Genomic DNA, 24,162 nt, shown 5'->3' on the forward strand with positions numbered 1-24,162 from the left:
TAATTACGTTGTGAAAAAACATAATAGCACCGTTGAGGGTATTTGGTGGAAATGGCTGTGCTCGATATTTGGGTATTCACTTTTATAATCAGGATGGATTCTATGCAATTAAAGAAAACGGTAATTCTGATAAGCGCATTCTATTCCGGCGCACTTTTGGCGGCACAACCCTCGATGAACGTGGAAGAAAAGCTGGCGCAACTGGAAGCGCAAATTCAGCAACTTAAACAGCAGCAGGCCGTCGCGAAGCAGGCTTCGCCAGCCGTTGTGGTGCAGTCGGAAGAGCCGGTGAGCAAAACCGCTCCGCCAAAACTGACGCTCTCAGGGTTTGGTGATATTAAATTTTACGGTGATGTGGAATTTAATATGGATGCCGCCAGTAAAACGGGTAGCCTCACGTCTGTTAAGCAAAGTGCTAATAGTGACTGGGCGCCGGGCGATAAAGAACGCTGGGATATTAATGGGCGTATTTTATTAGGCTTTGATGGTTATCGTAAAATGGATAACGGCAATTTCGCCGGGTTCTCCGTCCAGCCGCTCGGCGACCTCGCCGGGAAAATGTACCTGGATGATGCGGTATTCTTCTTTGGCACTGAGAATGACTGGGAAATAAAAGTCGGACGCTTTGAGGCCTATGACATGTTCCCGCTCAATCAGGATACGTTTGTGGAATACTCCGGGAATACCGCAGACGATCTCTACAGCGACGGCTATGGCTATATCTATATGCTGAAGGAGGGGCGCGGGCGAACCGACAGCGGGGGCAACTTCCTGATGAACAAGACGCTGGATAACTGGTATTTTGAGCTGAATACCCTGTTTAAAGACGGCAGCGATTTGTATGTCGACCAGCGTTATCACGGTGCAGAACTTGAGAACGACAAAAATGTGGCCTACGTGCGCCCGGTCATCTCGTGGCAGAATGGGCCGTTTTCCAGCGCGGTTGCCATGGAGACCAACCTGGTCAACAACGCTTATGGCTATCGCGACGATGCCGGGCGCTGGGTAGACCAGTCAGAGAGAACGGGCTACGGGTTCACGATGACCTGGGACGGGCTCAAAACCGATCCGGAAAACGGAGTGGTCATGAATCTCAACACGGCTTATCTGGACGCGACGGGCGAAACCGACTTTACCTCAGCTATTAATGCCCTCTGGCGTAATTTTGAGTTGGGTTACATCTATGCCCATAACGAAATCGACGAGTTTAATACCTCAACGTTTGACGCAGAGTGTGAAAACGACTGCTGGATAACCGACCCGGGCGAGTATGACATCCATACTATTCATACCTCGTACCTGATCCCGAACGTCATGAAGATGAAAAACTTCAACATCTATCTGGGCGCGTATGCGTCATGGGTCAATGCCTCCCCGAAAGAGGGTGACAATAAAAATGACGATCGCTACGGTGGTCGCGTGCGCTTTAAATACTATTTCTGATGTCCTGTCAGTCGGTCAGACCTCTTCCGGGGTCTGGCTGACTTCCCGAAGCGTGCCCGGCGCATGGCCGATGATGCGCTTAAATGCCCGGCTAAACGCCGCCAGAGACCCGTAACCGAGCCGCAGCGCGACGGTTTCAATCGGTTGATTTTCATGGCGAATATACTGAATAGCCAGTCGCATTCTGAGCTCGCTGAGATATTTTGCCGGCGTCGTCCCCGTCGCCGCCAGAAACCGTTCAGCGAACACGGAGCGGGAGGTGCCCGCTTCTTTCGCCAGATCCGCCACGCTCCAGTTCAGGCCCGGCTGCTGGTGCATGGCGTAGATGGCCCGGCTCAGACGCGGATCACGTAAGACCTGCACCCAGCCCGTCGCTTTACCACAGCCTGCTTCAACCCAGCCCCGAACAATCAATGCCGCCACCACGTCAGCCAGACGGGCGAGGATCCCGGCAAATCCGACCTGACGCGTCATTGACTCGCGCTCCATCGCGGCCAGTAGCGGATGAATTTCCGGCCAGGTGGACATCAACCGGCTGACCATCATCACTTCCGGCATCGCTTTGATCAGCGGCTGCATGCCGCCCAGCTCAAAATCCATACACCCGCTAAAGATGATGGTGTTTTCGCTCTCCGGGCAGGGCTCACAGGTAATGGCACAGACCGAGCTACAGATGGGCTCGCTGGGGAAAGCGTTGACTGGAGTGATGGTTGCCTTTTCGTCAGAGAGCAGGGCATGGGCATTACCGCCAGGAATAAAAAGCGCATCGCCGCTGCTCAGTTCGAAGGTTGCACCGCTGTCCATTCGCAGCAGGGCGTTGCCGTGGCTCACAAAATGGAACTGCGCTTTGCCTGGTGCCTGATGGAACGCGACGCCAAACGGTGCACTGGCTTCAATCCGGCGGTATTTCACCCCCGACAGACGCATGCCGCGTAAAAGTTCGCTGATCAAATCGGGTGACTGTGCGGTCATGGCGTAACTCCGGACGAATAATCAATAAGTGGAGATTATATGTCATAGATCGTCCAGGGTGAACCCTCTATGCTTTTGCGACAGTTGTCACACTTTTATAACGGGAGATCAACAGATGAATGCATGTGTCGAGGCGAGAGAGGCCGTCGCGCCTGCCAAACCCGCCTGGCGAGCCGTCTATTCACTGGGGCTGGGGGTTTTTGGTTTGATAACGGCGGAGTTCCTGCCCGCCAGTTTGCTGACGCCAATGGCCGCGAGCCTGGGCGTCAGTGAGGGGATGGCCGGGCAGGCCGTGACCGCCACGGCGCTGGTGGCGTTAGTCACCGGACTGCTGATCACCCCGGCGACCCGGAAAATCGATCGTCGCTGGGTATTGATGTTTTTTTCCGTGCTGCAAATTATCTCCAGCCTGCTGGTAGCCTTTGCGCCCACTCTGCACGTTCTGCTGATGGGCCGTCTGCTGTTAGGGGTTGCCATCGGTGGGTTCTGGGCGATGTCGACGGCCACAACAATGCGTCTGGTTCCGGCGGACAAAGTGCCGAAAGCGCTGGCGGTGATCTTCTCCAGCGTGTCGATCGCCACCGTGGTCGCGGCCCCGCTGGGGAGCTATCTGGGAAGCCTGATCGGCTGGCGCAACGTCTTTATTCTCTGCATTCTGCCGAGCATGCTAGCGCTGCTGTGGCAGATCTGGGTGCTGCCGTCCATGAAGCCAGAGAGTAGCGGTAGCCTTGGCACATTGTTCCGCGTGCTGCGCCGTCCTGGCATGATTGGCGGCATGCTGGCGACCATTCTGATCTTTAGCGGCCATTTCGCCTTCTTTACCTACCTGCGCCCGTTCCTTGAAACCGTCGGACAGGCAAATGTTGAAACCATTTCGCTGATCCTGCTGGGCTTCGGGCTTGCCAACTTTGTCGGCACCTCCATTGCTGGGCATCTGCTGGCCCGTAATCTGCGCCTGACGCTGGCCCTCGTGCCATTCGGCATGGGCATACTCGCGCTGATGATGGTGGCGTTTGGTCATCTGGCGATGCTGGACGGATTACTGGTGGCGCTGTGGGGCTTTGCGTTCGGTCTGGTGCCGGTGGGCTGGTCAACCTGGCTTGCCACCACCGTTCCGGATGAAGCGGAAAGTGCCGGAGGGCTGCTGGTGGCGTCCATTCAGCTGGCGATTAGCGCTGGCGCGGCCGGGGGCGGGGTGGTGTTTGACCTCAACGGGGCAAGCGGCGTGTTTGCCGGAAGTGGTTTCCTGCTGGTGACGGCGATGGTCATTGTATTTATGGGCGTGAAGGTCAAAGCGGCGTGATTTTATGCCGGGTGGGTGCTTATCCCACCCGGCTTGAGGCTTACAGCCCTTTTTTATCCATCAGCACCGCCAGGTCCACCAGGCGGTTGGAGAATCCCCACTCGTTGTCATACCACGCCAGGATCTTCACCATGTTCCCGCCAATCACCAGCGTGGAAAGCCCGTCGATAATGGAGGAGCGCGGATCGCCCTGATAATCGCTGGAAACCAGCGGTTCATCACTATACCCCAGAATGTCTTTCAGTGGCCCACTGGCCGCCGCACTGCGAAATGCGTCATTCACCTCTTCGGCAGTCACGTTACGGCTCAGGGTGACCGTCAAATCGACGATCGATACCACCGGAACCGGCACGCGCAGGGAATAACCAGTCAGCTTACCGTCCAGAGAGGGGATGACTTTGCCGAGCGCTTTTGCCGCGCCGCTGGAGTAGGGCACAATCGACAGCGCCGCCGCGCGTGCACCGCGCAGATCTTTTTCCGGCTGATCGTGCAGCGCCTGGCTGTTGGTATAGGCATGCGTGGTATTCATCAGGCCATGCTCAATCCCGAACTGCTGATGCAGTACCTGCGCGGCCGGAACCAGACCGTTCGTGGTACAACTCCCGTTACTCACGACAACGTGCTGAGCCGGGTCATAGCGATCGTGGTTCACGCCCATGACGACGGTCAGATCGTCGTTCTTGCCGGGCGCGGAGATGATGACGCGCTTTGCACCACCGTGCGTGACGTGCACCGCAGCTTTTTCCCGCTCGGTAAAGAAGCCGGTGGCTTCAATTACCACATCCACGCCAGCTTCACGCCACGGAATATTTGCCGGATCGCGTTCGCTAAACACCACGATCCGCTGGCCATTAACCTGCAATGCGCCGTCGGCCGCTTCAACCGGTGCGGGCAATTTACCCAGAAGGGAATCGTGTTTCAGCAGGTGGGCGAGGGTTTTGCTGTCCGTCAGATCGTTAATGGCCACAATCTGAAGATCCGGGTTACCCAGCGCTGCGCGCAGGAAATTACGTCCGATACGGCCGAAACCGTTAATACCGACCTTAACCATGGTGCACTCCTTATCTCTGTTGTCTGGAGTCACTGTAGGCGTCAGGCCGATTGGCGTAAACGACAAAAAAGGATCAGATTACGCCATCCTGCGACAGTGGAAGCGCTGGCGGTACTCGCCCGGGGTAAGGTGGAGCTGTTTCTCAAACACGCGGCGCAGGTTAATGCTGGTGCCAAACCCGCTTTGCTCAGCAATGCGCTCAAGGGAATCACGGGTTTGCTCAAGCAGCTGTCTGGCGGCGGCCAGGCGCGCTTCGGTTACGTAGCGGGCAGGTGGAACGCCTGCGTCCCGGGTAAAGACCCGGGTGAAATTGCGCGGGCTCATCGCCACTTTCTCGGCCAGATTTTCTACGCACAGGTCGGCAGTGAGGTTCTGTAGTATCCAGGCCTGCAGGTCGCTTATTGGCCCGGACGCGCCGGACGGCTGCAGGCTATAGCGGCTAAACTGCAGCTGACCGCCGGGGCGGCGCAGGTACATCACCATATCCTGCGCCACGTCGCGGGCGAGGGTGAAACCATAGTCATCCTCCACCAGCGCCAGAGTGAGATCAAACCCCGAGCTCACGCCGCCGGAGGTCCAGACGGGACCATCCTGAATATACAGTGGACCGCCTTCGACGCGGATAGCCGGATACTGGGTTTGCATGGTCTCCAGCAACCGCCAGTGGGTGGTTGCGCGACGACCATCCAGCAGGCCGCTCTGGGCCAGCAGCATCGCGCCGCCGCAAATGGAGGCTATCCGCCGGGCATGCGGCGCAGCAAGGTGCAGCCAGTCCACCACCGCCGTGCTCTCCTGCTCATTCATCCCGCGTCCGGTGATGATAATGGTGTCCAGCGGTTCACGCGGATCCAGTTCAGGCAGACGATAATCCGCCAGCAGATTCAGGCCGGACTGACCGTGGATCACCTGGTGCGGCTGCGTGGTGGCGATAATAATGCGGTAGCGGGGGTGCGCAAGCCCTTCCGGGTGCAGCCGGTTAGCCTGCATCAGAATGTCGGCGATACCGGCGGCTTCAAACAGCATGCCGCCGTCAGGGACGATAATTAAGATCTTCTTCATGTCCTGAAAAGTACCTTTATCACAGAATAAGTCAAGCCGAGCGTGGGCCTCTGTTTCTGGCAAAGCAAAGCGATTTAAGTTCTTTGTCATTTCAGACGTTATCCCCGATCGTCAGGGTAGTGTCTCTGGCGAAACGGCGTCTGAAGGAATGGGTAAACGAAGATCTCTCTATTTGCATGCGCAACAGCGCGATCGCATCCACCATCTTGCATCAGGATTTCTGTGGCGAAGCGAATTGCCCACATGGCTGCTGATCCTGACGATTTACGCTGGCTGGTTTACCACGCTGACGTTCTGGCAAACGCTCGGCCTGCTGCCCGCCACGCTGCTGCTTATCTGGTTTACCGCCTGGTACATGTCCCTGCAGCATGAGTTGATCCACGGGCATCCCACGCGTTTTGCCTGGCTTAACCAGCTGTTTGGCACGCTCCCGCTGGCGGTCTGGTATCCCTATGGCCTGTACCGGGATTCCCATCTGGCGCATCATCGTCACGACAGTCTGACCATCCCGGTGGATGACCCGGAGTCGTACTATTTTACAGAGGCGAGCTGGGCGCGCTTTTCTCCCTGGCAGAAGCGCATGATCCAGGCCCGCAATACCTTCTGCGGGCGGATAGTGCTGGCACCGCTGCTGGATATTTTGCAGACGCTGGGGATCGCCGTGGCGGCCTTTCGTCAGCGTCAACGGCGGGCGATGGCGATGTGGCTGGTTCACGCTGTGCTTCTGGCGGCGCTTTTCACCTGGATGACGCATAACGGCTTTTCACCCGTCTGGTTTGTGCTGGCGGTAAGCTATCCGGCGCTGGCGCTGACCAAGGTCCGTTCCTTTTACGAACATCGCGCGGCGGACGATCCGCTGGCGCGTTCCGTCATTAACGAGGCTGGGCTATTCTGGCGGGTACTGTTTTTAAATCTCAACTACCATTCCATTCACCACGATTTACCGGGCGTTCCCTGGTATGGGTTACAGACGATCTACCACCAAAACCGCGAGGCGTACCGGCAGCGTAACCACGGTTTTGTGGTCAGGGGCTATGGCGAATGGCTACGCCAGTTCTTGACCCGGCCAGTGGCGGTCACCGTTCACCCCGGAACACAAGAGGAAAGATATGAGTAACCTGCTGGCGTTTCCCATGTATGCCGTTGATCGCGCCGACACTCGCGCGCTCTGGCTGGCGGTACAACAACGTCTGGCCGACCGGGGCGTGTACGTTGAGCGTGACCCCCGCTGGCCCGAATCGGACCTGCTGAACCACTGGCAGCAGCCGGCGCTGATTCTCAGCCAGACCTGCGGCTACCCGCTGGTCACGCAGCTCCCGGAGGTGCAGGTGGTGGGCTGTTTTCACTACACGGCAGCGGGATGCGAAGGGAGCCACTACCGCAGCTTTCTGGTGACGCGCTCGGAGGATCGGCCTCTTACGCTGGCGGATTTTCGCGGACGCCGGGCGGTCTGTAATTCTCCTGACTCGCAGTCCGGCTATCACGCGCTGCGAAAAAAAGTGGCACCGTGGGTGACCCGCGACCCTTTCTTTTCGCAAACGTCATTCAGCGGCAGCCACCGTCAGTCGCTGATTGACGTCAAACGCGGCAAGGGTGATATCGCCGCTATCGACTGTGTCACCTGGGCACTCCTGCAGCGTCATGAGCCGGAAGCGTTGGCGGGTCTGACGGTGATTGACCAAACTCCGCTAACGCCGGGCCTGCCCTTAATCACGTCGCCTCATACACCTCCTGACGCGCTTAACGCCATCCGCGATGCGCTTCACGCGCTGGTAACCGTCCCGGAGCACCGGGCGGTCTGTGATGCGGTGCTGATCGGCGGGTTTAGCGTGGTCACGCGCCAGGCTTATGCGTTATTGTCCGCATGATAAATCTCCTGCGCGTCGGTAAAACAGCGCAGCGCCAGGGAGGAGAGGGGTTTTTGCCTGCGCATTATCAGGCCGATGGGCGCCTCAATGTTCGCGTCGGCGATGGGGACTATCCTGAAATGGTTGTTTAGCGCCTCAAGCCCGTTGTTCAGCGGCATCACGGCGCAGCAAACGCCGCTCTGAACCGCCTGAATGATCTGGAACGTAGAGTCGCTCTCGAAAACGGATCTGGGTTCGATTCCGGCGGCGGCAAAGCTGGCCTCCATATGCGCCCGGTAATGCATCCCTTTTGTCAGGAACCCCAGCGGAAAATCCGTCAGGTCCTGCCAGGTCAGCGGCGTCGGGTCCAGCTGGAAATGACGAATATCATGCAGCAGGCCCATCTTCGTCTCAGGCAACTGAATAATGTCAAACAGGCTGGTATCGATGCTGTTGAGATAGCAAATACCCAGCTCCAGCTGGTTGCGGCTGACGCCATCGGCAATGTGTGCAGAGGACATGGAATAGAGGCTGTAGGTCAGCTCCGGGTATTTTTGCGTCAGCTGGCGGATAAAGATCATCGGATCGACGCTCGCCAGCGGAACCATCCCCAGGCGTAATTCACCCACCACCTGGCCTTTGCACAGCGCGGCTTCCGCCTGGAGTCCGTCGTGAGCGGCAAGCAGAGCACGCGCCCACGCCAGGATCCGTTCGCCTTCTGGCGTAAAACCCTCAAAGCGCTGCCCGCGCGCAATCAGCACCAGACCGAGCTCCTCTTCCAGGTTGCGGATGCGCATGGAGAGGGTCGGCTGGGTGATGTTGCACTGCGAGGCCGCTTTACCAAAATGGCGGGTCTCGTCGAGCGCAATTAAGTATTTTAACTGTTTGATATCCATGGGTTACTCTTCGCGAACAGCCTTACAGCATGCGGATCTCTTTCGAGCGCAGGATGATGCGAACCGGAACGGATTTGTAAGACGGTGTACCGCTGTCCTTATCCAGATAATCGAGCGGCACCAGCACGTTGGCCTCCGGGTAATAAGCCCCGACTGAACCCCGCGCGATGTTGTATGCCACTACGGTAATGTCTTCCAGGCGCTGAACGCTGCCGGGCAGGGCGGTTTCGATATCCACGCGGTCGCCGTGTTCCAGCCCTGACAGGGCCATATCCTCTTCGTTCATAAACAGCACGTCGCGGCGGCCAAACACGCCACGATAGCGGTCGTCCAGAGCATAAATGGTGGTGTTGTACTGATCGTGGCTGCGCAGCGTAATCAGACGCAGAACATACTCGCCTTCGCCGCTGGCGTTCTCGTGTACGCCGTCGAATACGGAGAACATCGCTTTTCCCGTCGCCGTTGGCCAGACGCGTTTCGTTGGGGGAAGCGGCATTCGAAAGCCGCCCGGAATACGGATCCGCGCATTGTAGTCCTCAAAGCCCGGGATGGTCTGCTCGATCAGATCGCGGATACGGTCATAATCTTCAACCAGCGTCATCCAGTCCACGCGGGTCTCCTGCAGGGTGGCTTTCGCCATGCCGGCGACGATGGCGGGTTCTGAACGGAGTAACGGTGAGGCGGGTTTCAGCTTGCCGGAGGAGGCGTGCACCATCGACATGGAGTCTTCGACGGTGATGGACTGACGACCGGTGGCCTGAACATCCAGCTCGGTACGGCCAAGGCACGGGAAAATAAACGTCTCTTTACCCACCAGCAGATGGGTACGGTTCAGCTTAGTACCAACGTGAACACTCAAATCAAGGTTACCCATTGCCGGGAAGCCGTTCTCGTGATCGGGCATCGCGACGGCAAAGTTACCGCCGAGGCAGATAAGCGCTTTCGCCCGACCGTCGATCATGGCCTGGGTCGCCTGCACCGCATCATGCCCATGGTGAGAAGGGGGCTCAAAGCCAAACACCTCTTTCAGACGGTTCAGGAAGGCCGGGGTGGGCTTCTCGCTAATCCCGACGGTACGGTTCCCCTGAACGTTAGAGTGGCCGCGAAGAGGGCATATTCCCGCACCGGGCTTGCCGATATTTCCGCGCAGAAGCAGCACATCAGCGATCAGCCGGACATTTGCCGTGCCTTTATTGTGCTGGGTAATCCCCATCCCGTAGGTAATGATGGTGGCGTTGGATTTCGCATAGGCCTCGGCCACCTTTTTGAGCGCAGCCTGGTTGAGCCCGGACTCGCGCTCAATGTCATCCCAGCGCGTCTGCGCGATGTCGGCGGCAAAGTCATCAAAGCCCTGGGTGTGTTCTGCGATAAACGTGTGGTCGAGCACGTTACCGCGTTCGGCCTCCATTTCCAGCAGGTGTTTGGCCATACCTTTCAGCGCGGCGGCATCGCCTCCGGCCTTCACCTGGAAGTAGGTCGAGGCGATGTCCGTTGAGCTATAGGTTGCCATTTCAATGACGCTTTGCGGGTCAGCAAAACGTTCCAGGGCGCGCTCGCGTAACGGGTTAAAGACGATAATCGGCACGTTGCGTCGCGCCAGCTCATGAAGCGTACCCATCATCCGCGGATGGTTCGTGCCGGGGTTATGGCCGATGGAGATCACCAGCTCGGTGTTATCGAAGTCGTCCAGTGAGACGGTGCCTTTCCCGATCCCGATGGAGCGGGGTAGACCGACGCTGGTGGCCTCGTGACACATATTCGAGCAGTCGGGGAAGTTATTGGTGCCGTATTCGCGTGCAAACAGCTGGAAAAGATACGCCGCTTCATTAGAGGCTCGCCCGGAGGTATAGAACTCGACCTGGTCCGGTTCAAGCTCGCGCAACACCTCGCCGATACGTTGAAACGCCTCGTCCCACTCAACCGGTTTGAACGTGTCGCTTACCCGGTCATAGCGCAGAGGATGCGTCAGACGACCATACCCTTCCAGCTCAAAGTCAGATTTAGCCAGCAGAGAAGAGACGGTGTTTTCCGCCAGGAACGCGGGGGTAACGCGTTTGCTGGTGGCTTCCCAGGTTACCGCTTTGGCGCCGTTCTCACAAAACTGGAAGGTCGATTTGTGTTCTTTATCGGGCCACGCGCAGCCCGGGCAGTCAAAACCATCAGGCTGGTTGGTGCGCAGCAGCGTGGCGGGGGCATCAAAGGTATCCATCTGGGTTCGTACCGCAATGGCTGTCGCTTTTAGCGCACCCCAGCCGCCGGCAGGGCCATCATAGTGTCTGATACCGGGAACTGAGCGTCTTTTCTTGTTCATACCTACTCCTGACTTGTTCGGTCATACCGCGCATGCGCCCGCCAATCCACTGAAAAGGGCAATAAGTTAAAGCAATGAGGGCCGGGTGGGGAAGTGCTCGCGACGCAACATAATTGCTTATCTTAAATGCTATTTATTACAGCGGCTTACTTGACAGGCGGCTTAAATATTTAATGAAATTATAACGTTTTTTTATCATTTTAATAATAAATTATATCTATCATCCAGTAGGTGGGATAGATAGCGGTGGGCGAGGAAGGATGTAGCACCGATAAAATTTCGAATGAAGGCTCAGGTCGATCAGAAACAGAAATGCCACGGCTGGCAGGGGGTATAGCACCTTCAGGATTAAAATAGGGACCTGAATGTTTATTCTGGCTTAATGATTAATGACTGTTTTGAAGTCTTATGCGGTAATTATCACAGCGTGAAATATAAAGTTATTTTGAGTAGTAAAATTAACGCCCGCGTCATAAGTGAAATAGGCGTCCTGCGAGCGGGCAGTACGGTTAATATTAAAGATACCCTGTTAGTGCAACAAATAATTCATCGGCGATATATTGTTTTGACATCACCAATAGGAGAATTCTACTAATTATGGTAGTGGCGATAATAGCTTTATTGCGTTAATGAAAGTCGTTCTCTTTTGTGTTTTTTATTTTTAAAACAATAACTTACGTCTGTGTGTGGAGTGAAAATAAGTGAAAGTAGGCCATGTCGGGTTTTTTTTATCAGATAAATCCTATAATGTTTCGACTGCTTCATTAACCGCCACTTACGTAGCGGTAAATATTGAATTGATGCGAAGCTCATGTAAACTTGTTTACCGTTTGTCAAAATATGTCAGGAAGACGCTGGGCCTTATTCTGAAAGGTTCGTGCGGTAGCTATGCCCTCAAGATAGTAACACCCCGAAATTATCCTGACTATTTTAACAATAGCACCTAAGTCAAATTTCATCCCCTTATCTCCATTATCGAAATATCGCTACGGAAAAGCATATGAAAATGCGCGTACTGTTTTCACTTCTGTTTGTCATGGCGGTGGCGGGCTGTAAAGCGCCACAGAAACCTGCAATCAACGACGACACGATCGTGACCAGTCAGGTCAACGGTGTCACCTTAACGCACCGTCACGCCGTGTTGCCGCCGACGGAATTCACTCCGCTCAACGAGCCTTATCGTGCCATGTATCCGGCTTCCCTGATGAGCCGTCCTGACTTTGGCGGAAAGGTTATCCGTACGCTGGAAACCGGAAAAACCTACGTGGTGCTGGGTCAGGTTGAACACTACTGGATGGCGCTTGCCGATGAGGGTAATGACCAGCTGATTGGTTACGTCCCGATGCGTGCGGTTATCAAAGCCGACCAGTATGAAGCGACCGTCCGTAAACAGGCCATTCGTCCTAAGGCGCGTAAAAAAGCGACCTGCGTTGATGTCGATGGCAACAGCAAAGCCTGCAAAGACAGCGCTAACGGTACCTGGATCCTGAACTAAACGGCTTTCGTGGGCGTATTTTTATGAATAATAAAAATTTTCATAAGCTGTGGTTGGTCTTTTACGCGGCGGTTTTCGCCCTTGTGAGTGGTTGTACGTCGTCTTCACACAGCGACCCCTCCCGCTACAATCTGCAGTTTCAGGCTCATCCACAAATCAATGATTCTGCGCCGCTTAAAGTCCGTGTGCTGTTGTTGAAATCCGATGCGGATTTCATGTCCAGCGACTTCTATTCCCTGCAGAACAACGCGTCAGCAACCCTTGGCGCGAATCTGCTGAACAGCGATGTGTTCTTCCTGATGCCGGGACAGCTGTCGAAAACCCTCAGCGGTCAGAGCGATCCCGAGGCTCGCTACATCGGCGTGATGGCGGAATATCAGAAGCTGGATGGTAAAAAATGGCGCGTGTCTCTCCCTCTGCCTGTGCCAGGCGAAAATCATATCTACCAGTTCTGGAAATGGTCCGCGGATGAACTCCAGGCCAACGTTTTTCTCGACGTAAATGGCATTCGGGTCATCAGCCAGTAACGCGCTTCACAACAGGAAACACATCATCATGACGAAAGCAGAAAAGGTCGTCTGGACCGAAGGCATGTTCCTGCGTCCACACCATTTTCAGCGGACTGAAAGTTATCTGCTCAACCACGTTCGTGAATGGGGTGCGTTGCAGCGTTCCTATCTTTGGGGCTTTCTTGATGTTGAACTCGACGAAGCGATGCTTCGTCAGGGATGCATTGCCCTGAGCTACTGCAGTGGGCTTCTGCCAGACGGGACTTTCTTCCAGGTACGCAACGGACGCAATGGTCCTGTGCCGCTTAAAATCCCTGACAATCTCACCAACGAAAAGGTGGTGCTCGCACTGCCGGTACGTCGTGGCGAGCGGGAAGAGGTGATCTTCAGCGAAGAGCCGGCCTCGCTGGCGCGCTTCATCGCGTTCGAGCAAGAGGTCGAAGACGACAACGCCATGTCGGTGGGGGATGCCACCGTACAGTTTGGCCGCCTGCGCCTGACGCTGATGCTGGAAAAAGATCTCACGGCAGAATGGACCGCCATCGGCGTGGCGTTTGTCACTGAAAAACGCCACGACAACCACGTCCGGCTCGATAACAGCTACATCCCGCCGATGCTGAACGCCAATAACAGTCCGCAGATCTACAGCATGATTAACGATCTGCACGGCTTACTGGTGCAGCGCAGCCAGCAGATCGGCGGCCGTCTGCGCCAGCCTGGCCGTTTTAACACCTCGGAACTGATTGAATTTACGTTACTGTCGCTGGTGAACCGTCATCTTGGCGAGGTTTCGCATTTAAAAACGCTGCCGCTGCTGCACCCGGAAACCCTCTGGCGCAGCTGGCTGCCGTTTGCGTCCGAGCTTGCCACCTGGACCCCACAACGGACCACGGAGAGCGTGCTGCCGGTCTACGATCACGACGATCTGGCGAACTGCTTCAGTAAGCTGATGCTGATGCTGCGTCAGGGGTTGTCGCTGGTGATGGAAGACCACGCTATTCAGCTGCCGCTTAACGAGCGCTCGCATGGTCTTAACATTGCCACCGTTCCTGAAACCAGCATGGTACGCGAGTTTGGCTTCGTGCTGGCCGTCAAAGCGAATGTGCCCGGCGAACACCTGCAAACCCATTTCCCTGCGCAGATGAAAATCGCGCCGGTGTCGAAAATCCGCGATCTGGTCCAGCTTCAGCTGCCGGGCATTATGCTGCGCGCCATGCCGGTCGCGCCGCCGCAGATCCCGTGGCATGCAGGCTACAGCTATTTCGAGCTGGAGAAGGGCAGCGAGCTGTGGCACGAGATGGATAAGTCCGGCGCCTTCGCCCTGCACCTGGCAGGGGAGTTCCCGGGGCTGGATATGGAGTTTTGGGCCATCCGTAGCCCGACAGAATAATAAAGCGAGCGCTTAATATGCAGGAACGACAGGATACCGGCAGTGATGCCGCGTTTACCGGAGCCAGTAGCAACAATCAGCTGGTGGCGGCCGCTAATCCGCTGCTCAATGCGATTCCGCAGATCCGTCATTCGGTTTCACATGACGATCAGGTGGCGTTACGCCAGCGCCTGATCGATGAGATTCGCCGTTTTGAAGTCCGCTGTCAGCAGGCGGGGCTACCCTACGAAGTGATCGTCGGGGCGCGTTACTGCCTTTGCACGGCGCTGGATGAGGCCGCTGCGCTTACCCCCTGGGGCAGCAGCGGCGTCTGGTCAAGCAATGGCCTGCTGGTGACGTTCCATAACGAAACCTGGGGCGGCGAGAAGTTTTTCCAGCTGCTGGCGCGTCTGTCGCAGAACCCGCGCGAACATATCCTGCTGCTGGAGATGATCAACTACTGCCTGCTGCTCGGTTTCGAAGGGCGTTACCGTGTGCTGGACAATGGTCGCACCCAGCTTGAGACCATCAAGCAGCGGCTGTGGCAGATGATTCGCGGCGTGCGGGGCAGCTATCCGCCACCGCTGTCTCCCCACCCGGAAGATCGCCCGGTGCTGCGTAAGCTGTGGCGGCCGATGGTTCCCCTGTGGGCCTGCGTGGCGCTGGCCGGGTTTATCGCCTGCCTGTTTTATATCGTCCTTAACTGGCGTCTTGGCGATAACACCAGTCCGGTCCTGGCGAAGATTTATCAGTCCCAGCTGCCGGAAACCACCATTCAGCAACCGGCCCGTCAGTTGCCCGCAGTGCTAAACCTGCGCGGCTTCCTGAAGCCTGAAATCGAGGCAGGTCTGGTCGCGGTAAAAGATGAAGCGGATCGCAGCGTCGTTATCCTGAAAGGAGACGGGCTGTTTGCCTCCGCCTCGACGGTGGTGCGTGACCGTTATGAACCGGTTGTTAACCGCATAGCGCAGGCGATGAACAACGTCAGCGGCAAAATTCTGGTGGTGGGATACAGCGACAACGTTCCAATCCGCAGCGCGCGCTTCGCTTCCAACTATGAGCTTTCTCTGGAACGCGCCCGCTCGGTACAGAAAATGCTTCAAGGAAGCCTCTCTCAGCCAGACCGCGTGAAAGCGGAAGGGCGGGGTGAGATTAACCCGGTAGCACCGAACACGACGCCGGAAAACCGCGCCCGTAACCGCCGTGTGGAAATTACTCTGCTGGTGTCGCCTGAAAACACTCAGGCTGAGCTGAACGGATTGCCGCAAGGAAACTAAGGATGCTGACTACACTTCTTTCCATTCTGACCAACCGCATTCTGTGGAGCTTCCTGGGCGTAACCGCGCTTGCGGCGGTGATCTGGATGATTGGTCCGCTGTTGTCCATTGTGGATACCCGACCCCTGGAATCTGAACAGAACCGCATTATCAGTATTGCTGTGGTCTATCTGCTTTGGGCGCAGGGACACATTCTGCCGCGTCTCTATAACGCCTGGCTGAACCGCAAGCTGATGGACAAGCTCAACGAGAACACCACCAGCCCGGAAGCGGCGGATCCGCAGAAACGCCTGAACAGCGAGGAGCAAATCCTTGCCAGCCGTTTCGATGAAGCCGCGCAGATGCTCAAAAAAGCGCACTTCAGCAAAGCAGGACAGGGCGCCCAGTGGACGCAACGCTTCAGCACGCAATACCTGTATCAACTGCCATGGTACGTGATTATTGGCGCACCGGGCTCCGGTAAAACCACGGCGCTGGTTAACTCCGGACTGCAATTCCCGCTGGCTGACCGCTTCGGTAAGACCGCGCTGCGGGGTATCGGCGGTACGCGCAACTGCGACTGGTGGTTCACCAACGAGGCTGTGCTGCTCGACACGGCGGGCCGCTATACCACGCAAGAAAGCGAGCAGGTGCAGGATGCCGGTGAATGGCTGCAGTTCATGGGGTTACTGCGTAAGTACCGTCGTCGTCAGCCGATCAACGGCGTCATTGTCACCATCAGCATCTCTGATCTGCTCACCCAGTCTGCGGAGGCGTCACGCCAGCAGGCGGTGAATCTGCGCCAGCGTCTTTCTGAGCTGCATGAACAGCTGGGTATCCGCTTCCCGGTTTACGTGATGGTCACCAAAGCTGACCTGCTCAAAGGTTTCCGTGCGTGGTTTGCCGACTACGACAAAGCGCAGCGGGACCAGATTTGGGGCTTTACGCTGCCGTGGGAGCAGACTAAACACGCCGATTACGACCTGATGGGCAACTTCCAGCAAGAGTTCTCGCTCTTGCAGCAGCGCCTCGATGCCGGGCTGCCGGAAACCATGCTGAAAGAGCATGACGCGAAAACCCGTGCTGAAGCGTATCTCTTCCCGCAGGAGTTCGCCGCATTGCGTCCGCTGCTGGCGGATTACCTGAGCACGGTCTTCGCCCGCTCCAACTTTGAAACCGAGTTCTCTCCGCGTGGGATCTACTTTGCCAGCGGCACCCAGGAAGGGATGCCGTTTGACCGCGTAATGGGCGAACTGAACCGTGCGCTCTCTCTGCCGGAAGGGGGAGAGAGTGATAACTGGGATTCGGTAAGTAAAGACGCGCCGATCCCTGGGGCGAAAGGCCAAAGCTTCTTTATTAAAAACCTGCTGCAAAACGTCATTTTCCAGGAAGCCGGCATTGCCGGAGAAAACCGCTGGTGGGAACTGCGTAACCGGGCGGTGATCTGGTCCGGCTATGCGGCGCTGCTGGCCCTGCTGGTGATACTCGGCGGGCTGTGGCTGACCAGCTATGCCAAAAATAAGGCCTATCTGGAAGAGGTGGATGCGAAGGTGCCGCTGCTGGATCAGCAGAGCAAAGCCTTGCAGAACCAGCCGCAGCGCGATCTGTTCGATCTGCTGCCGCTGATGAATGGTCTGGTTGATCTGCCAAAAAGCGATGCGTTTGATGTAAACGATCCGCCGGTTTCCCGTCGCATGGGGCTCTACCGCGGAGATGACGTCAGCGATGCCTCTCAGTCTCTGTACCAGAAAGCGCTGGATCAGCTGCTGTTGCCAGCGGTCGCCATGCACATCACCACCTGGCTTCGCAACGATAATGGCAGCGACGTGGAGTACAGCTATGAAGCGCTGAAAGCCTATCAGATGCTTTACCAGCCGAAGCACTACGACGGCAAATTCCTGCATTCATGGGTGATGCTCAATCTGCAGCGTAACCTGCCGCAGAACGTGACGAAAGCGCAGCTGCAACAGCTTGAATGGCACCTGACGCAGTTGCTGGAGCCGAAAATTCAGGCTTCGCCGTACGCGCAGGACGCGTCCCTGGTGGCGCGTGAACGCGCGCTGATCAATCAGCAGCCGTTATCCACTCGCGTGTATGGTCGTCTTAAGCGTCTGCTGGAGCATGACGAAAACCTTAAGCCGGTCTCCCTTTCCGACCTGGGCGGACCGCAGAGCGAGCTGGTGTTTTCACGCAAAAGCGGCAAGTCGGTAAGCGACGGCGTGCCGGGTCTTTATACGCCAGACGGTTACTGGAAAAGCTTTAACAGCCAGATCGACAGCGTGACCACCGCACTGCATGAAGACGACGCCTGGGTGTTGGGCGCCGCGACGGCGCAGGAGGATAAACAGCAGATTGACAACGCCGTGCGTCAGCTCTACATGCGCGACTTTATCGCTACCTGGGATCGCTTTCTCGCCGACATTCAGCTTAACAACAGCGCCGATCTTTCCCAGCGCATCAATACAGCGCGTCTGCTCTCAGGCGCAAACTCACCCCTGCGCCGTCTGGTGCAGAACCTGAGCCAGGTGCTGACGCTGTCGCGCGATACGCCAGCCCCGGAAGACGCCGGTAAAGCGCAGGCGCAGAGCAACCGTGCCACCCGCACGCTGGAAGCGCTGTTCAGCAATAATGACACTGCCCCGACGCAGGCCGCTGCCGTTACCCAGGCTCCGGAACAGCTGGTGACGGACCACTACGCCCCGATGATTGAGCTGGCCCAGCCGCTGGAGAAGGGGGGCAAGACCATCGTCTTTGATGATTTTCTTAAGCAGGTGGATGAGCTTTATCGTTACCTGACCGCCGTACAGGATGCCGCCAACAGCGGCATGCCAGCGCCGGGCGGCGAGGCGATCAGCCGTCTGCAGGCCAGCGCCGGTCGTCTGCCGGGTGGGCTGCAGACCATGTTCAGCAATATGGCGGTAGGTGCCAGCAGCGATACCCAGCGCCGCGATCTGGAGAACGTGCGTAAGCGGATTAACGTCGAAGTGGGCGGGTTCTGCCGCCAGGCAATTGCCGGGCGTTATCCGCTGGTGCGTAGCGCCAGCATGGAAGTTACCCCAGACGACCTCGCCCGCATGTTTGCGCCAGGTACCGGGCTGATGGACAACTTCTTTCGCGACAACCTGACCAATAAAGTCGATACCACCCAGGCAAACTGGCGCTTTATGCCGGGCATCGACGGTAAAACGCTGCCGGGAAGTGAAGGGCTGCTGAGACCGTTCCAGCAGGCCCAGTCGATTCGCGACGCTTTCTTTGCGAATGGTGCCACCACGCCGTCTTTCAAGGTCACGGTACGCACCGTGCGAATGGATAACACCATCCTGAACCTGACGCTGGACGTTGACGGCCAGCTGCTGCGCTACAGCCACGGTCCGCAAGCCGTTCAAATCATGAACTGGCCGGGGCCGGGCGGCACCAACCAGGTCCGCATGCAGCTGGGGCTGGCTAACGGCAGCACGGCGACGCTGGTGACCAACGGTGCCTGGGCACTCAACCGCTTTTTCGACAAAGCGAGCACCAGCCCGGGCGCCGGTAGCCTGAGCCGTCAGGCCACCTTCAACGTCGACGGACATCAGGTCACGCTGGAGTTTGCGCCAAACAGCATTCGCAATCCGTTCCAGCTACCCCGTTTCTCATGCCCATAACCGCAAGGACAGCCGTATGACGAATACCCCTGCGATGAACCGCTACAGCTGGTATGGCAAATTACCCAGCGCCGGAGATTTCCTGCAGCGCCGCTTTCCTGACACCTTACAGCGCCAGTGGTCGCACTGGTTTCAGGTTGGCCTGCTTGCCTGGCAGCAGGAAGAGCAGCGTAGCGGAGAACGCCCGTTCACCAAAGCGCCGGTGTGGAATTTTGTTGTCCCCCCAATGCTGGGCAGCCAGATGATCCAGATGGGCTGCCTGCTGCCCGGTCGGGACAGCGTTGGCCGACAATACCCGGTGTGCATCCAGCTGAGCTTCGCCCCGTCAGAGTGGTCGACCAGCCTGCTCAGCCAGGCGGAAAGCTGGTATCAGCAGATAGGTCGTCTGGGACTGCACGCGGTGCGCAACAGTTTTTCCGCCTCGCAGCTGGATGAGATGCTGATGTCCATTCCTGCTCCGCAGCCCGTCGAGCCGCAAAAGCGTTCCGACATCCTTGACGTGATTGGCTATGACGAGGACGGTCAGAGCACGCTGGGCTGGCCGCAGGCGGCAGAGTGTTTTGACCCGCTGCGTCAGACCAGCTACTGGTGGACCAACCGCTGCGACGGTTACCCGCTGTACACCCATGTCCACAGCGGCAACTTTACCGGGCAGCTTTTCACCCTGCTGTTCGACCCGGCAGGGGGCGCCCGCCCGGGACGTCACGGTCTTTATCCGCCCATGTTTGAATAAGCAGGGATCTCATGAATATCGAAGAATTTCTCGCGCCCATAAGCCCGGATAAACCCTGTGGCGACAATCTGGAATACGACGCTGACTTCCAGGTGATGAACCAGGCAAGCCAGGGGAAAGCGGAACAGCAGTTTGGCGACACCATTATCCCGGCAGAGCCTGCTGACTGGAACACGGTAGAAAAATACGCCACCAGCCTGCTGGCGCGCACGAAAGATTTGCGCGTGATGCTGGCGCTAACCCATGCGTGGACACGCCGCCGCGGGCTGGCAGGCTACGCAGACGGGCTGCTGCTGGTGCAGGAGGCGCTCGCGCGCTACTGGGAGCCGCTCTATCCGCTTCTGGAGGAGTATGGCGAAACCGACCCGTTCTATCGGATTAATGCCCTGGCGGGGCTGAGCGATAAATCTGAACTCACCATTGCGGTACGCAACGCCTCGCTGCTGCGTTCAAACGGCGATGAAATTTCGCTGCGGGACGCCCAGGCACTGCTGGACGGCAGTAAAACTGAATGCCCGGACTATCCGGGGGGCCGTCCAAGATTGATTGACGAACTGGCCCGCGGCGATCAGCCAGGGACTGCCGCGGTAATCGTGATTAACGAGCGGTTGCTGGCCATCCGCGCGCTGCTTACCGGATATCTCGGTGAAAGCGGTGTACCCGAGATGGAGCAACTGCTGAAGACCACAGGACTGGTCGCCAGTGCCTGTCAGGTGACCGACATCAGCAAACTGTTGCCGGGCCGTGAGGCGCAGGCTGAACCGCAAGCCGATCATCAACCTGCGGCAACGCAACCCGCTCAGCCGGTTACCGACTGGCGCAGCGTGCAGGTCACCAGCCGTGCCGATGCGCAGCTGATGCTGGAAAAAGCAAAACAGTATTTTGCGCAGTACGAACCGAGCCACCCCGCACCGCTGATGATTGAACGGGTGCAGCGGCTGTCAGAACTTAACTTTATGGACATTATTCGCGACCTGGCGCCAGACGGCGTTAACCAACTGGAAAACATCTTTGGACGCCGCGAATAACGCGTCCAGGCATTATGACGACAGGCATGGAGCCTGCCGTTTCACCTTCACCGCGCATCTTTGATGGAGAACATCATGGCAATGAGTAACAGTGGGCAGAAATTCATCGCACGTAACCGTGCCCCCCGCGTGCAGATCGAGTACGACGTAGAGATCTACGGTGCAGAACGTAAGATTCAGCTGCCGTTTGTGATGGGCGTCATGGCCGATCTGGTCGGTAAACCGGTGGAAAACCTGCCGGCGGTCGACGATCGCAAATTCCTTGAAATCGACATCGACAACTTTGACGAACGCATGAAGGCGCTGAAGCCGCGCGTGGCGTTCCAGGTGGATAATACCCTTACCGGCGAAGGTAAGCTCAACGTCGATCTGACCTTCGACAGCATGGACGACTTCCTGCCGGACGCGGTGGCCCGCAAGGTGGAGCCGCTGAACAAGCTGCTGGAAGCACGTACTCAGCTCTCCAACCTGCTGACCTACATGGACGGCAAAAACGGCGCGGAAGAGCTGATCGCAAAAATTCTGCAGGATCCGACGCTGCTCAAATCTCTGAGCCAGTTGCCGAAAAATGACGACAGTGCGAAAGGTAGCGAGGAATAATCGATGAGCAACCAGACTCAACAACATGAGCAGCAGGCGGGTCAGGCCTTCAGCCAGGATGAATTCAGCGCGCTGCTGAACAAAGAGTTCCGCCCGAAAACCGATCAGGCGCGTTCTGCCGTTGAAAGCGCGGTCAAGACCCTGGCACAGCAGGCGCTGGAGAATACCGTTACCTTCTCTAACGATACCTATCGCACCATTCAGAACCTGATTGCCGGTATCGACGAACAGCTCTCTCAGCAGGTGAACCAGATCATTCACCACGAAGAGTTTCAGAAGCTGGAGAGCGCCTGGCGCGGTCTGAGCTACCTGGTGAACAACACCGAAACTGACGAGATGCTGAAGATCCGCTTTATGAGCATCTCCAAGCAGGAGCTGGGCCGTACCCTGAAGCGCTTCAAGGGCGTGGGCTGGGACCAGAGCCCGATCTTCAAGAAAATCTACGAGCAGGAGTATGGTCAGTTTGGCGGCGAGCCGTTTGGCTGCATCGTGGGCGACTACTACTTCGACCACAGCCCGCAGGACGTTGAGCTGCTGGGCGAAATGGCGCGCATCGGCTCTGCGGCACACTGTCCGTTCATCACCGGTACCGCACCGGGCGTGATGCAGATGGAGTCCTGGCAGGAGCTGGCTAACCCGCGCGACCTGACCAAAATCTTCCAGAATACCGAATACGCGGCCTGGCGTTCACTGCGTGAATCTGAAGATGCCCGCTACCTGGGGCTGGTGATGCCGCGCTTCCTGTCGCGCCTGCCGTATGGCATCCGCACTAACCCGGTCGACAGCTTTGATTTTGAAGAGCAGACCGACGGCGCAAACCACAACAGCTATTCGTGGGCGAACGCCGCCTATGCGATGGCGGCCAACATCAACCGCTCCTTCAAAGAGTACGGCTGGTGCACCTCGATTCGCGGCGTGGAGTCCGGTGGGGCAGTCGAAAACCTGCCGTGCCACACCTTCCCAAGCGATGACGGCGGCGTGGACATGAAATGCCCGACCGAGATCGCCATCAGCGACCGCCGCGAAGCCGAGCTGGCGAAAAACGGCTTCATGCCGCTGGTTCACCGTAAAAACTCTGATTTTGCCGCCTTCATTGGCGCGCAATCTCTGCAAAAACCGGCCGAGTACCACGATCCGGATGCCACTGCGAATGCGCGTCTGGCCTCTCGTCTGCCGTACCTGTTCGCCTGCTGCCGCTTTGCCCACTTTCTGAAGTGCATCGTGCGCGACAAAATCGGCTCCTTCCGCGAGCGCGAAGAGATGGAACGCTGGCTGAACGACTGGGTAATGAACTACGTGGACGGTGACCCGGCGAACTCCTCTCAGGAAACCAAGTCCCGTAAACCGCTGGCGGCTGCGGAAGTGCAGGTGCAGGAGATTGAAGACAACCCGGGTTACTACGCCGCGAAGTTCTTCCTGCGTCCACACTACCAGCTGGAAGGCCTGACCGTTTCCCTGCGTCTGGTTTCTAAACTGCCGTCGCTGAAGACGAAAGACGCGTGATGATGAGTGCCGCCGGGAGGCCATGCCCGGCGTTTGCTTTATAGCATGGAAATTTGAGAGGAAATATGACCGCGAGACCTTCGTTTGTTGCTGCCTGGGCGGCGGCAACACGTATTTACGATGCAAATGATTCTATCGGCAAAGTTAAGCAAGTTATCGGCGGCAAGGTTAAGCACAACTTCGAAATACCGCAAGATCAGGGCGGGTGGTCAAATAGTTGTGCCGTACGCATGAGTTATGTTCTTAACTATACCGGACATCCCGTTCCGCGTATTGCAAATCTCACGGTATCCGGTGCTGATAATAAATGGTACTTCTACCGCGTAAAGGATGTCATTGCCTGGTTGACGCGTCAGTGGGGAAAACCTGACATGGTCGTGAGTTATCCTTCCTTACCCGTTCAGCAATTAGCCAACAAAAAGGGCGTAATTCTGTTTGAGGTACAGGGCTGGAGTGACGCCGCAGGTCATGCCACATTCTGGAATGGTTTAACCTGTTCAGATCACTGTTATTTCAATGCACCGGAGACGAATTACACGACGACCAAAGCCAATTTTTGGGAGTTGCCATGAAAAAAATAATTGCCAGTCTACTGTTGCTCACCAGTTCCGCCTCTGTTTATGCAACTGACGATCCGGTGTTCTTTGTCAAAAAAATGCCTTATAAGCAAGTTATTAAAGACGTTGTTTTTTCTCGCTGCCTGGCACAAGTTTCAGATGATAAAAGCCAGTTTTCTCTGGATGCTGCCCGAAGCAGTAATGCATTACTGGAATGGATACCTTTCGATATTGAAAATGGCAATGACAAAATTAATGCCCTTATTAATAAATATAAAGGCGCAACTAATGCCTTTCATTCTGAGATAAAACCCGATGTCAAAGGCGTAACGTTAAACTGTCTACGTCTTTATCATAGCGACGAACTTAATAAACTTGCACCTCAATTAATTATCGGCAATCCTGACCGCACCTGGCTTCAGGATAACCCGCAGTAGTAAAGACTTCACATTCTTTCCATTTATTCAGGGGGAATGTAAGACTGTCAAATGACACGGGTCATTTGATATGAGGCAGAGGTAAAATATGGACGGTTTTATTCAGCCCCATGCTTTCCTGTTTGCCATATAAGTGCTTTTTCGAAAGC

20 protein-coding genes are annotated in these 24,162 nt (G+C 56.6%); 15 read left to right on the forward strand and 5 right to left on the reverse strand.

What is annotated here, in order from left to right:
* Nucleotides 1-102: 102 nt before the first annotated feature.
* Nucleotides 103-1,443: a carbohydrate porin gene (locus tag O1723_RS08980; RefSeq protein WP_325824664.1), complete on the forward strand. Its 1,341-nt coding sequence runs from the start codon at nucleotides 103-105 to the stop codon at nucleotides 1,441-1,443.
* A gap of 15 nt (nucleotides 1,444-1,458) precedes the next feature.
* Here the strand turns inward: O1723_RS08980 and O1723_RS08985 are convergent, their stop codons facing one another.
* On the reverse strand, nucleotides 1,459-2,415 hold the full coding sequence (locus O1723_RS08985) for an AraC family transcriptional regulator (protein ID WP_023337412.1): 957 nt from the start codon (nucleotides 2,413-2,415) through the stop codon (nucleotides 1,459-1,461).
* A 115-nt stretch (nucleotides 2,416-2,530) separates the two neighbouring features.
* Here O1723_RS08985 and O1723_RS08990 point away from each other — a divergent pair, with 115 nt between their 5' ends.
* Nucleotides 2,531-3,718 (forward strand): MFS transporter, encoded by a 1,188-nt coding sequence (locus tag O1723_RS08990; RefSeq protein ID WP_014884246.1) that lies wholly within the window; start codon nucleotides 2,531-2,533, stop codon nucleotides 3,716-3,718.
* A gap of 40 nt (nucleotides 3,719-3,758) precedes the next feature.
* On the opposite strand, the gene gap is transcribed toward O1723_RS08990, so the two are convergent.
* Both gap and O1723_RS09000 read right to left on the reverse strand, forming a co-directional pair.
* Nucleotides 3,759-4,769 carry a type I glyceraldehyde-3-phosphate dehydrogenase gene (gene gap / locus O1723_RS08995; protein WP_023337411.1) on the reverse strand — a complete coding sequence of 337 codons (1,011 nt, stop codon included), beginning with the start codon at nucleotides 4,767-4,769 and terminating at the stop codon, nucleotides 3,759-3,761.
* A 78-nt stretch (nucleotides 4,770-4,847) separates the two neighbouring features.
* The gene (locus O1723_RS09000) at nucleotides 4,848-5,828 is read right to left on the reverse strand and encodes a GlxA family transcriptional regulator (protein WP_023338419.1); all 981 of its coding nucleotides are present in this window, start codon (nucleotides 5,826-5,828) and stop codon (nucleotides 4,848-4,850) included.
* Nucleotides 5,829-5,976: 148 nt separating this feature from the next.
* Between O1723_RS09000 and O1723_RS09005 the strand changes: the two genes are divergently transcribed.
* A complete protein-coding gene (locus O1723_RS09005; protein ID WP_023337409.1) occupies nucleotides 5,977-6,945 on the forward strand; it encodes a fatty acid desaturase in 969 nt (322 codons plus the stop codon).
* Nucleotides 6,938-7,696: a phosphate/phosphite/phosphonate ABC transporter substrate-binding protein gene (locus O1723_RS09010; protein WP_014884243.1), complete on the forward strand. Its 759-nt coding sequence runs from the start codon at nucleotides 6,938-6,940 to the stop codon at nucleotides 7,694-7,696. The genes O1723_RS09005 and O1723_RS09010 overlap by 8 nt, the downstream gene beginning before the upstream one ends.
* On the opposite strand, the gene O1723_RS09015 is transcribed toward O1723_RS09010, so the two are convergent.
* On the reverse strand, nucleotides 7,675-8,571 hold the full coding sequence (locus O1723_RS09015; RefSeq protein ID WP_014884242.1) for a LysR family transcriptional regulator: 897 nt from the start codon (nucleotides 8,569-8,571) through the stop codon (nucleotides 7,675-7,677). The genes O1723_RS09010 and O1723_RS09015 overlap by 22 nt on opposite strands.
* Before the next feature lie 22 nt (nucleotides 8,572-8,593).
* Nucleotides 8,594-10,882, reverse strand: coding sequence for an FdhF/YdeP family oxidoreductase (locus O1723_RS09020; protein WP_023337408.1), 2,289 nt, complete (start codon nucleotides 10,880-10,882; stop codon nucleotides 8,594-8,596).
* A 1,000-nt stretch (nucleotides 10,883-11,882) separates the two neighbouring features.
* Here O1723_RS09020 and O1723_RS09025 point away from each other — a divergent pair.
* The 11 genes from O1723_RS09025 to O1723_RS09075 all read left to right on the forward strand — a co-directional run bounded on the left by O1723_RS09025 (nucleotide 11,883) and on the right by O1723_RS09075 (nucleotide 24,013).
* Nucleotides 11,883-12,377, forward strand: coding sequence for a hypothetical protein (locus tag O1723_RS09025; RefSeq protein WP_014884240.1), 495 nt, complete (start codon nucleotides 11,883-11,885; stop codon nucleotides 12,375-12,377).
* A 23-nt stretch (nucleotides 12,378-12,400) separates the two neighbouring features.
* Nucleotides 12,401-12,904, forward strand: a complete 504-nt coding sequence (gene tssJ, locus O1723_RS09030) for a type VI secretion system lipoprotein TssJ (protein ID WP_014884239.1) — start codon at nucleotides 12,401-12,403, stop codon at nucleotides 12,902-12,904.
* A gap of 28 nt (nucleotides 12,905-12,932) precedes the next feature.
* Complete coding sequence (tssK, locus tag O1723_RS09035) at nucleotides 12,933-14,276, forward strand: type VI secretion system baseplate subunit TssK (protein WP_014884238.1); 1,344 nt, start codon at nucleotides 12,933-12,935, stop codon at nucleotides 14,274-14,276.
* Nucleotides 14,277-14,293: 17 nt separating this feature from the next.
* On the forward strand, nucleotides 14,294-15,532 hold the full coding sequence (locus O1723_RS09040; protein WP_014884237.1) for a DotU family type VI secretion system protein: 1,239 nt from the start codon (nucleotides 14,294-14,296) through the stop codon (nucleotides 15,530-15,532).
* A gap of 2 nt (nucleotides 15,533-15,534) precedes the next feature.
* The gene (gene tssM, locus O1723_RS09045; RefSeq protein WP_014884236.1) at nucleotides 15,535-19,155 is read left to right on the forward strand and encodes a type VI secretion system membrane subunit TssM; all 3,621 of its coding nucleotides are present in this window, start codon (nucleotides 15,535-15,537) and stop codon (nucleotides 19,153-19,155) included.
* Nucleotides 19,156-19,171: 16 nt separating this feature from the next.
* Nucleotides 19,172-19,888 (forward strand): type VI secretion system-associated protein TagF, encoded by a 717-nt coding sequence (gene tagF, locus O1723_RS09050; RefSeq protein WP_014884235.1) that lies wholly within the window; start codon nucleotides 19,172-19,174, stop codon nucleotides 19,886-19,888.
* Nucleotides 19,889-19,899: 11 nt separating this feature from the next.
* Entirely contained in the window at nucleotides 19,900-20,916 is a 1,017-nt protein-coding gene (gene tssA, locus O1723_RS09055; protein ID WP_014884234.1) for a type VI secretion system protein TssA, read from the forward strand.
* A gap of 75 nt (nucleotides 20,917-20,991) precedes the next feature.
* A complete protein-coding gene (gene tssB / locus O1723_RS09060; RefSeq protein WP_014884233.1) occupies nucleotides 20,992-21,516 on the forward strand; it encodes a type VI secretion system contractile sheath small subunit in 525 nt (174 codons plus the stop codon).
* Nucleotides 21,517-21,519: 3 nt separating this feature from the next.
* The gene (gene tssC, locus O1723_RS09065; protein ID WP_038421111.1) at nucleotides 21,520-23,019 is read left to right on the forward strand and encodes a type VI secretion system contractile sheath large subunit; all 1,500 of its coding nucleotides are present in this window, start codon (nucleotides 21,520-21,522) and stop codon (nucleotides 23,017-23,019) included.
* 65 nt (nucleotides 23,020-23,084) lie between these two features.
* Nucleotides 23,085-23,591 carry a type VI secretion system amidase effector protein Tae4 gene (locus O1723_RS09070; protein ID WP_014884231.1) on the forward strand — a complete coding sequence of 169 codons (507 nt, stop codon included), beginning with the start codon at nucleotides 23,085-23,087 and terminating at the stop codon, nucleotides 23,589-23,591.
* Nucleotides 23,588-24,013, forward strand: coding sequence for a T6SS amidase immunity protein Tai4 family protein (locus O1723_RS09075; RefSeq protein WP_014884230.1), 426 nt, complete (start codon nucleotides 23,588-23,590; stop codon nucleotides 24,011-24,013). The genes O1723_RS09070 and O1723_RS09075 overlap by 4 nt, the downstream gene beginning before the upstream one ends.
* The last annotated feature ends 149 nt before the right edge of the window (nucleotides 24,014-24,162 follow it).

It is taken from the genome of Enterobacter cloacae complex sp. HYC080_NIDB, from assembly GCF_056673325.1.

Excerpts from the sequence above, each read along its gene's own strand:
- O1723_RS08980 (WP_325824664.1), top strand. The coding sequence starts at position 103 with ATGCAATTAAAGAAAACGGTAATTCTGATAAGCGCATTCTATTCCGGC.
- O1723_RS08985 (WP_023337412.1), bottom strand. The coding sequence starts at position 2,415 with ATGACCGCACAGTCACCCGATTTGATCAGCGAACTTTTACGCGGCATG.
- O1723_RS08990 (WP_014884246.1), top strand. The coding sequence starts at position 2,531 with ATGAATGCATGTGTCGAGGCGAGAGAGGCCGTCGCGCCTGCCAAACCC.
- gap (WP_023337411.1), bottom strand. The coding sequence starts at position 4,769 with ATGGTTAAGGTCGGTATTAACGGTTTCGGCCGTATCGGACGTAATTTC.
- O1723_RS09000 (WP_023338419.1), bottom strand. The coding sequence starts at position 5,828 with ATGAAGAAGATCTTAATTATCGTCCCTGACGGCGGCATGCTGTTTGAA.
- O1723_RS09005 (WP_023337409.1), top strand. The coding sequence starts at position 5,977 with ATGGGTAAACGAAGATCTCTCTATTTGCATGCGCAACAGCGCGATCGC.
- O1723_RS09010 (WP_014884243.1), top strand. The coding sequence starts at position 6,938 with ATGAGTAACCTGCTGGCGTTTCCCATGTATGCCGTTGATCGCGCCGAC.
- O1723_RS09015 (WP_014884242.1), bottom strand. The coding sequence starts at position 8,571 with ATGGATATCAAACAGTTAAAATACTTAATTGCGCTCGACGAGACCCGC.
- O1723_RS09020 (WP_023337408.1), bottom strand. The coding sequence starts at position 10,882 with ATGAACAAGAAAAGACGCTCAGTTCCCGGTATCAGACACTATGATGGC.
- O1723_RS09025 (WP_014884240.1), top strand. The coding sequence starts at position 11,883 with ATGAAAATGCGCGTACTGTTTTCACTTCTGTTTGTCATGGCGGTGGCG.
- tssJ (WP_014884239.1), top strand. The coding sequence starts at position 12,401 with ATGAATAATAAAAATTTTCATAAGCTGTGGTTGGTCTTTTACGCGGCG.
- tssK (WP_014884238.1), top strand. The coding sequence starts at position 12,933 with ATGACGAAAGCAGAAAAGGTCGTCTGGACCGAAGGCATGTTCCTGCGT.
- O1723_RS09040 (WP_014884237.1), top strand. The coding sequence starts at position 14,294 with ATGCAGGAACGACAGGATACCGGCAGTGATGCCGCGTTTACCGGAGCC.
- tssM (WP_014884236.1), top strand. The coding sequence starts at position 15,535 with ATGCTGACTACACTTCTTTCCATTCTGACCAACCGCATTCTGTGGAGC.
- tagF (WP_014884235.1), top strand. The coding sequence starts at position 19,172 with ATGACGAATACCCCTGCGATGAACCGCTACAGCTGGTATGGCAAATTA.
- tssA (WP_014884234.1), top strand. The coding sequence starts at position 19,900 with ATGAATATCGAAGAATTTCTCGCGCCCATAAGCCCGGATAAACCCTGT.
- tssB (WP_014884233.1), top strand. The coding sequence starts at position 20,992 with ATGGCAATGAGTAACAGTGGGCAGAAATTCATCGCACGTAACCGTGCC.
- tssC (WP_038421111.1), top strand. The coding sequence starts at position 21,520 with ATGAGCAACCAGACTCAACAACATGAGCAGCAGGCGGGTCAGGCCTTC.
- O1723_RS09070 (WP_014884231.1), top strand. The coding sequence starts at position 23,085 with ATGACCGCGAGACCTTCGTTTGTTGCTGCCTGGGCGGCGGCAACACGT.
- O1723_RS09075 (WP_014884230.1), top strand. The coding sequence starts at position 23,588 with ATGAAAAAAATAATTGCCAGTCTACTGTTGCTCACCAGTTCCGCCTCT.